The organism is Bacillus sp. 05T31 (genome assembly GCF_056396725.1).
Genome location: NZ_JBFTMA010000800.1, coordinates 1 through 1,852, shown reverse-complemented (window position 1 = coordinate 1,852; position 1,852 = coordinate 1). Strand labels below are relative to the sequence as shown.

The 1,852-nt window shown below is 39.0% G+C and carries 2 protein-coding genes and 1 pseudogene; all 3 read right to left on the bottom strand.

Annotated features, from left to right (window positions below):
- On the bottom strand, positions 1-399 hold a 399-nt coding region (locus AC1DJR_RS28440; protein WP_477004092.1), incomplete at its 3' end, for a ChbG/HpnK family deacetylase.
- A 51-nt stretch (positions 400-450) separates the two neighbouring features.
- Entirely contained in the window at positions 451-1,776 is a 1,326-nt protein-coding gene (gene celF, locus AC1DJR_RS28435) for a 6-phospho-beta-glucosidase (RefSeq protein ID WP_477004091.1), read from the bottom strand.
- Between the two features lie 3 nt (positions 1,777-1,779).
- Positions 1,780-1,852, bottom strand: a pseudogene (locus AC1DJR_RS28430) (PTS lactose/cellobiose transporter subunit IIA); the annotation flags it as partial.

Here is a 1,852-nt window from a genome sequence, read left to right as displayed (position 1 = left end):
GTGTAAAAGCGGTAATCCATGCACGTGATGATGACTATCTAAATGAGTTGGTGTTAATCCGTAAGATAAAAACTTCTCAATTTGAGCAGTCCATTCTTTTTCTACCTCTTCTGGATTTATATTTCCTTCCCATACAACACTTTGTTTATGAAACAATCCATCGCTACTTACAAGTGATGGAACGTCTTTAAGAAGCGGTTCTCCTGCCGTTAATACGAGATGAACTCCTATCCCTAACGTTTTATACTCTTTCGCTAAGCGTACGGCATGCTCTGTCCCTGGCATATTCATCATCATCGTCGTTGAATTTACAATCCCGTTTTTATGTCCATCAATAATTCCGTAATTTGTACCTTCCGTAAGACCGAAATCATCTGCATTTACAATTAGTTTAATCATCGCAATACCTCCTACTAGAATTAAAAAAAGCGGGCTAAACAGCGCCGCTTTTTATTTCTCTATCTTCTTAAAGAATTGCGGAAGATGTTCTTTATGTGCTTCCAACATTTCATCTAAAATTTGTTTTGCAACTTTATCTGATGGTACAAGTGGGTTAATTGTCATAGCAAGCAGCGCCTTATGATAATCCCCTGTAACAGCAGCTTCAATTGTTGTGCGCTCAAATGATTTAATTTGCTGTACTAAACCGCGAACTGGTACTGGAAGATCTCCGACCGCAATTGGTTTTGGACCTTCTTTCGTAATAATACAGTTCACTTCAACAGCCGAATCATGTGGCAAGCTTGCAATTGTTCCGTTGTTTCGTGTATTAACAGGCTGRATATCACCTTTATTATTGTAAATAGACGTAATTAAGCTACATGCTGCGTCACTATAATAAGCTCCGCCGCGCTTTTCTAATTGTGGTGGCTTAATATCTAAATTCGGGTCTTTATATAGCTCGAATAAATCATCTTCTAATTGTTTTACTACTTCTGCACGTGTGCCTTTTTCAATCGAAGCTGCTTTCTCTTCTTCCAACATTTCACGTGTTTTATAGTAGTAACGATGATATGGACACGGAATTGCACGAAGACCGCGAATAAAGTCTGGCTCCCAGTTAAGCGCAGCAATGTTTTCCATCGTAATTTGCTTTTCTGGATCTGTTACAAGCTCTAACACACGATCCATTACGCTTACGCCATCCAAGTATACATCTAATCCGTATACMATATGATTTAAACCAGCGAAATCAACGTGTACCCGGCTTGCATCTACTCCAAGTAATCTTGCAAGACCCATACGAATTCCGATTGGAACGTTACATAGACCAACTACTCGTTGAATGTTCGTGTAGCGAAGTACAGCTTCTGTTACCATACCTGCTGGGTTTGCGAAGTTAATAAGCCATGCATTTGGACATAATTCCTCCATGTCCTTACAAATATCTAAAATAACAGGAATCGTTCTCAGCGCTTTGAACAAACCACCAGGACCATTCGTTTCCTGACCAATTACATCATATTTTAATGGAATTGCTTCATCTTTTGCACGTGCTTCTAACAAACCAACGCGAAGCTGCGTTGTTACGAAGTCAGCATCTTTTAATGCCTCACGGCGATCAAGTGTTAAATGAATATCAATTGGTAAACCTGATTTTTTCACCATACGTTTCGCTAAGTCACCAACGATTTCTAACTTCTCTTTTCCTGCCTCAATATCTACTAACCAAATTTCACGAACAGGAAGCTCGTCATAACGTTTAATAAACCCTTCAATTAACTCTGGTGTATAACTAGAGCCACCGCCGATTGTAGCAATTTTAATTCCAGTCATGCTTTATTCCCCTTTCGCTTCTAGCTTTTTATAAAGGTCAATAAATTCTGCCGCTAATTCTTTTACCGTAATAGCT